Genomic DNA, 6,815 nt, shown 5'->3' on the forward strand with positions numbered 1-6,815 from the left:
CCTCACCGTTGCACGACATGCACGACATGCACGACATGCACGTCATACATCGCGTGCGCCCGCTCTCGCCCGCACGCGGCGACGGGCAGCGCGATCCCCTGTATCAGGAGTAAGTCTTGGCTACCCGGAATCCAGACATCACGGTCGTCGGCGCAGGCGCGATTGGCGGACTCATCGCGGCGCGACTTGCGCACGCTGGCGTTCCCGTCAACGTGCTCGCACGCGGCGCGCAGCTCGATGCCATCCGCCGCAACGGGCTGACGATCGCCGAAGGCGACACGCGCTACACGGTGCACGTCAACGCCACTGCGGACGCCGCAGCGCTCGGCCCGCAAGACCTGCTCTTCATCTGCCTGAAGGGTCAGGCGCTCGTGCAGGCGGCGGCATCGCTCGCGCCGCTCGTCGGCCCGCGAACGCATATCGTGTCGGCGATGAACGGCGTGCCGTGGTGGTTTCTCAACGCATTCGGCGGCGCGCACGCCAATGGACGCCTCGATGCGGTCGATCCTGGCGGCGGCGTCTCGGCGGCGCTGCCGCCCGCCCAGGCGTCGGGCTGCGTCGTGCATCTCTCGTCATCCATCGCCGCGCCCGGCGAGATCCGCAAGGGAAACGGCAATCGGCTGATCGTCGGCGCATCGGCGCCGCAACTAGCCGACCGCGCCGAAGAGGCGCGCGCGCTGCTCGCACGCGCAGGCTTCGACGTGGTTGCGCCCGCATCGATCCAGGGCGAAATCTGGGCAAAGCTCTGGGGCAACATGACGATGAACCCGATCAGCGCGCTCACGCGCTCGACCGCCGACGTCATCCTCGACGATCCGCTCACGGCGCATCTCGTCGCCGCCATCATGGCGGAAGCGCGCGCGATCGGCGAGGCACTGGGCATCGACATCGCGATGACGATCGAAGAGCGCAACGCCATCACGCGCAAGCTCGGTGCGTTCAAGACCTCGATGTTGCAGGACGTGGAAGCAGGACGCTCGCTCGAAGTCGAAGCGCTGCTCGGCGCGCCCTACGAACTCGCGCAACGCACGGGCGTGGCGGCGCCGTCGCTCGGCATGCTCTACGGCATGGCGCGTCAGCTCGACGCGAATCTGGAGGCAGCGCGACGCGCCACGAAGGGCTAGATCCTGTGGTGATGCGTTTGATTCATCTTCAGCGCCACTGATTTGCGTAACGCACTCGCGATGACCGCAAGCTGGCGCGAGTGACGGGCGAACCTCATTTCTACAAGGCGGGAAAAAACTGCCTGTCATGGCGCGCGGCAGACGCAGCCCGCGCCGCTTCATCCGGCACCCGATAGCGCGCCCGCAACCAACCTGCCTGAACCCGCGTGACCACGGCCTGCGTGCCTGGCGGCGCATACTGCGCGTTCTGCGTCCCCGCCCGCGTGTCTTTCACCAGCTACGCTCCGGTCCGCACAAAATGAGGCGCAACACGGGGCACGAAATTTGCAAGTACATGCCGAATGTCCGCGCGGATCAGGCTGCGCTTATGCCGCCGAATGCCGCCCGATGCCGCCGCCACTGAAGTCATCGATATCCGACCCGTTCTCATGCAAAGGTTCTTCCGCTTTTTCGCATTTCGCTCGCACGGCTCGCCGCATCTCACAACCCGTGCGGCCCTTGCCACCCTCACTGCCTTCGCGTGCGCGCTGTTCATGGTCGGCGCTCACGCCGCGCCCCCGGCCAATCCCGCCTCTCCGGTCGTACTGACACCCGCGCAGGCGCACGCCGCGCTGCAAGTGCTCGACGATCCGGTCCAGCGCGGCCGAGTCGAAGACACGCTGCGCGCCATCGCCGCCGCAGGCGCGCTCTCTACGCCCGCCAGCACGCCCTCAGCCGCGAGCGCGGCCGCATCGGCTGCGGAGGCTGCGGCGGCAGCGCCCGCCTCCGCGCCGATCAAGGAGGCATTGCGCTCGAACGGCCTTGTGTTGCAGATCGCCGATCACGCCGCGCACAGCGCTCGGATCCTCGGTGCGCGTCTGCTGCACACACGCGCGGCGCTCTTCGATCTGCCGTCCGCGCGCGCCTGGTGGGCCGAGCGGCTGCACACGCCTGCTGGCCATGCGATGCTGCTCGGTCTGCTACGTGTACTGCTGCTCACGCTCGCACCCGCACTGATCGCCGAGGCGCTCACGCGCCGCTTCATCGCCCGGCCGCATCGCGCGATCGTTGCGTACGCCACGGCCACGCTCGCCGACACGACACCCGCCGCGAACCCGTCCGTGCAAGACGACGCCGCGCGCGTGGCGCAAGACGAAGCCCTGCGCGCCGCGGCAGGCATGAAGCCTGCCGAGCCGTCCGCCGCTACTGTTGACAATTCGAATGCCGGACCCGGCACCCACGCGCAAGCGAGCGTGGCCGAATCCGCCACAACGAAACAAGCGCCGAGTGCCGCGACACGCCTGCGCGCGCGCGCCGCGCACCACTGGAAGCGGCTGCAACGCCTGCCCGCCGCGCTGCTGCTCGCCTCGCTCGAACTCCTGCCGGTTCTCGCATTCGGCCTGTGCGCCGCGGGCGTGCTCTCGCTGTTCGGCTCGAACGACACGGCGCTTGCGGCGGCGGTCGGCCAGCTTGTCGATACGTATGTGATCTGCCGCATCGTGATCGCTGTCGGCGCGCTGCTCTTCGCACCCGACGCCGACGCCCTGCGCCTGCTGCGGCTCTCCGGCGGCGCAGCGGCGTTCGCGCAGCGCTGGACCGTGCGCATCGTCGCGATCGGCGGCGCAGGCGGCGCGCTGACCGCGGCGGTGCCGCTCGGCATGACCGAGGACGCGCATCTCGCCTTCATCAAGGTCATCACGCTGATCGGCCACCTCGCGCTCGCCGTCATGATCCTGCAGTGCCGCCGTCCGGTGGCCGATGCCATGCGCCGCTCGGGCTCCGGCCGCGGCACGCTTGCTTACCTCGCGCACTGGTTCGCCGACATCTGGGCCGGTGTCGCGATTTTTGCCGTAATGGCGCTGTGGCTCGTCTGGGCACTCGATCTGCGCGGCGGCTATCGTGAGCTGATGCGCGCAGGCGGCGTGTCGCTCGTCGTGCTGCTTCTCGCGCGTGTGGTCGCCATCGTCGCGCTCGGCGCGCTCGGCCGCGTATTCGATCCGCTCGGCAATCGCGACGACGCAACCATCGCGCAGCGCCGCACCTACCGCTACTACCCGTTGCTGCGGCACGTCGCGACGGCTGCGGTCTGGCTCGTCACGCTCGACGTGCTGCTGCACGTCTGGGGCCTGCATCCGGGCCGCATGCTCGTGAACGCGCCGATCGGCCATCTGCTCGGCTCCGCGCTCGCGACCATCGTCGTCGCGGTCCTCGTCGCCGTCGCGATCTGGGAGGCCGCAAACGGAGCCGCCGAACGGCGTCTCGAAGCCTGGAGCAACGCCGGCGATTACGTGCGCGCAGCACGCCTGCGCACGCTGCTGCCGATGTTCCGCACCACGCTCGCCGTCGCGATCTTCGTCGTCGTCGGCCTGACCGCGCTGTCGCAACTCGGCATCAACACGGCGCCGCTCATTGCGGGCGCAAGCATCTTCGGCGTGGCGCTCGGCTTCGGCTCGCAAAAGCTCGTGCAGGATTTCATTACTGGAATTTTCCTGCTCACCGAAAACGCCATGCAGGTGGGCGACTGGGTGACGCTCGCGGGCGTGTCGGGCACGGTCGAATTTCTGTCGATCCGCACCGTGCGCCTGCGCGGCGGCGACGGCTCGCTCTATACGGTGCCGTTCAGTTCGGTGACGACGGTCAACAACACCAATCGCGGCATCGGCAATGCGGCGGTGAAAGTGGCGATCGCCTACGGCGCGGATGTGCAGCGCGCGATCGATACGATGAAGGAAATCGGCGCCGAACTGCGCACCGACGACAAGTTCAAGGCCGGCATCCGTAGCGATTTCGCGTACTGGGGCATCGATCAGGTGGACGGCGCGAGCGTCACGCTCGTCGGGCAGATTCAGTGCACGGATGCATCGCGCTGGCCGGTGCAGCGCGAATTCAACCGGCGGCTGCTCGAGCGCTTCACGGCGCTCGGCATTGCGCTCGCGAATCCGCAGCGCAATTTCGTGGTGGGCCTGCCTGGCGCCACGGATGTGGAAGGTCAGGCCGACAACGACGGCACGTCCGACGATGAAGCGCGCACGACACGGCGCACTGCGCAAGACAGCAAGCCGCACAACGGACGCTCCGGCGACGGACACGGATCGCCGGGTGCGGGCCGCAAGCCGTCGTGAAAGCCATCGTGAAAGCCGCTGCGGTGACTGCCGCTGCAACCGCTGTTGCAGCATTCCGCTGAGCGTTTTCACTCCCGAAAACACTCACCTCAAGCCGCTGAAGTCTGCTGCGCCGATCCTTCGGCGTTTCGGACTTTCCCGTCCAATCAACAACCTACGCGCAGCAATGCCGTGCGCTGCACAAGCCTCGCGACCGCTCCCGAAGAAGCTCACCATTGGCATCGCGCCGGGGCGTGAGCTTGCGGCGTGACGCACCGCAGCCCGTTTCGCGCCTTCATCGACGTGACCCATGGCGTCTGCGATGTCGAACGCCGCTCGACAAATAAAAAGGCGCCCCAGCGGGCGCCTCAGAAAAAACACGCTGGCGAACCAGCGGCGGCGGCACGTTGCCGCTTATGCCTCGACGTCTTCGAGACTGAAGATTTCCGACTGGTCGTTGTACGAAAAAATCTCGCCGTAACGGCCCCAGTCGATCACCGTATCGAGCGTTTGCTCGGCGGCGACATCGGAGAGGAAGTCTTCGAGTTCCTGCTCGAAGCGCACGCGCGGCGCACGATGTCCGGGACGTTCGTTCAGCACCTTCTTGATGTTCGCCGCGAGCGGCACGTTGCGCAGCAGATGCTCCGCGAACATCATCTTGCGCGCCTGCGTGCCCATCTCGACGAACACGCGCGCGGGCGGCGTGAGCAGCAGGTCGCCTTCGCGCACGTCCGCAAACCCGAGCAACTGGAGCATTTCGGCGATCGGGAACAGATCGTCGACTTCGAGATGCAGCGAGCGCGCGATTTCCGGCATGTCGGCGCGGCCGTGATACGGCGCGGCCGCGAGCGTTTCGATCAGACCGGCCATCAGGTTGGTCGAAACGTTCGGCAAACGGCTGCCCACTTCGAGCGCGCCGTGCGACGCGGCAGTCGCTTCACGCGCGGTCATCCTCGCGTAAATCTCGTCGACGAGCTTGCGGAACGCCGGATCGAGGCGATTGCGCGGATGCTTGAACGGCACCTTGATTTCGGCGACGACGCGGCCCGGATTCGACGACAGCACGAGAATGCGGTCGCACATGAACACCGCTTCTTCGATGTTGTGCGTGACGATCAGCACCGACTTGATCGGCAGACGCCCCTGTGTCCACAGATCGAGCAGGTCGGTACGCAGCGTTTCGGCGGTCAGCACGTCGAGCGCGGAAAACGGCTCGTCCATCAGCATCAGCATCGGATCGACAACGAGCGCGCGCGCAAAACCCACGCGCTGGCGCATGCCGCCCGAAAGCTCGCGCGGATAGGCGTTCTCGAAGCCGTCGAGACCGATCAGGTCGATGGCCGCCAGCGCGCGCTCGCGGCGCTCGCGTGCGCCCACGCCCTGCGCTTCGAGGCCCGCTTCCACGTTTTGCAGCACGGTCAGCCACGGAAACAGCGCGAAGGTCTGGAACACCATCGACACGCCTTCGGCCGGGCCGTCGAGCGGCTTGCCGAGCCAGTCCACTTCGCCGCTGCCCGCCTTGATGAGACCGGCGATGATGCGCAGGAGCGTCGATTTGCCCGAGCCCGAACGGCCGAGCAGCCCGACGATCTCGCCTTCGCGCAGCGAGAGGTTCACGTCTTCGAGCACGAGCCGTTCGTCTCCGGTCTTGGCGAAGCCGCGCGAAACGTTGCGCACGGAAAGAACCTCCGCGCCGCTCGTGGGACGCGTCGGGGCGGTCGGTGCGATCAGGTCGGGAGAAACGAATTTAGGATTCAGCATCGCGGTCTACTCTCAATCGAGCCGCAGCCGGGACTCGGCGTACGTGTACAACGGACGCCAGAGCACGCGGTTGAACAGCGTGACGAACAGGGACATCACAGCGATGCCCAGGATGATTTTCGGAAAGTCGCCTGCGGCGGTCGTCTGCGCGATATACGCGCCCAGCCCGTGCGCGGCGACCTTCGTGTCGCCCCACTGCACGAACTCCGAGACGATGCTCGCGTTCCACGCGCCGCCCGACGCCGTGATCGCGCCGGTGATGTAGTACGGAAAAATGCCCGGCAGCATCGCCTGGCGCCACCACTGCCAGCCGCGGATGCGGAAGTTCGTCGCCGCTTCCTTGTAATCGTTCGGATAGGCGCTTGCGCCCGCAATCACATTGAACAGGATGTACCACTGCGTGCCCAGCACGATCAGCGGCGAGAGCCAGATGTCCGGATTCAGGTGAAAGCGCACGATCACGATCACGAACACCGGAAACAGCAGGTTCGCCGGGAACGCCGCGAGAAACTGCGCGAGCGGCTGCACCTTCTCCGCGAGCGCCGGGCGCAGGCCGATCAGCACGCCAATCGGCACCCAGATCACCGAGGCGATCACGATCAGCACCAGCACGCGCAGCAGCGTGATCAGGCCGAGCACCAGCACGTGCTCCACCTCGTCGAGCGTGACGCCCGTGCGCACGTAGGCCACCACGCGCCACACCACGTACACCGTGAGCGCGATCACGAACGCGGCCCACACGATGTCGCCCGCGCGCGAGCGCCGGCTGCGCGCCGCACTGACCGCCGGCATCGCCCGCGGCAGCTGCACGCGGATCGGAATGCGCGCGAGCGCCGCGAGCAGCATGCCC

4 protein-coding genes are annotated in these 6,815 nt (G+C 67.2%); 2 read left to right on the forward strand and 2 right to left on the reverse strand.

Annotated features, from left to right (window positions below):
• Positions 1 to 116: 116 nt before the first annotated feature.
• Together ACFPTO_RS20940 and ACFPTO_RS20945 are read left to right on the forward strand one after the other, a co-directional pair.
• Positions 117 to 1,124 carry a 2-dehydropantoate 2-reductase gene (locus ACFPTO_RS20940; RefSeq protein WP_377714373.1) on the forward strand — a complete coding sequence of 336 codons (1,008 nt, stop codon included), beginning with the start codon at positions 117 to 119 and terminating at the stop codon, positions 1,122 to 1,124.
• A 428-nt stretch (positions 1,125 to 1,552) separates the two neighbouring features.
• Entirely contained in the window at positions 1,553 to 4,225 is a 2,673-nt protein-coding gene (locus tag ACFPTO_RS20945; RefSeq protein WP_377714375.1) for a mechanosensitive ion channel family protein, read from the forward strand.
• A gap of 393 nt (positions 4,226 to 4,618) precedes the next feature.
• Here the strand turns inward: ACFPTO_RS20945 and ACFPTO_RS20950 are convergent, their stop codons facing one another.
• Positions 4,619 to 5,965, reverse strand: a complete 1,347-nt coding sequence (locus tag ACFPTO_RS20950; RefSeq protein ID WP_377714377.1) for an ABC transporter ATP-binding protein — start codon at positions 5,963 to 5,965, stop codon at positions 4,619 to 4,621.
• Between the two features lie 12 nt (positions 5,966 to 5,977).
• The coding region (locus ACFPTO_RS20955; RefSeq protein WP_377714379.1) for an ABC transporter permease subunit at positions 5,978 to 6,815 on the reverse strand (838 nt) is incomplete at its 5' end.

Source organism: Paraburkholderia denitrificans (genome assembly GCF_042655705.1).
Taxonomy (GTDB): Bacteria; Pseudomonadota; Gammaproteobacteria; order Burkholderiales; family Burkholderiaceae; genus Paraburkholderia; species Paraburkholderia denitrificans.

Bases quoted from the DNA above. Each gene is read 5' to 3' on its own strand.
- ACFPTO_RS20945 (WP_377714375.1), top strand. From the start codon at position 1,553: ATGCAAAGGTTCTTCCGCTTTTTCGCATTTCGCTCGCACGGCTCGCCG.
- ACFPTO_RS20950 (WP_377714377.1), bottom strand. From the start codon at position 5,965: ATGCTGAATCCTAAATTCGTTTCTCCCGACCTGATCGCACCGACCGCC.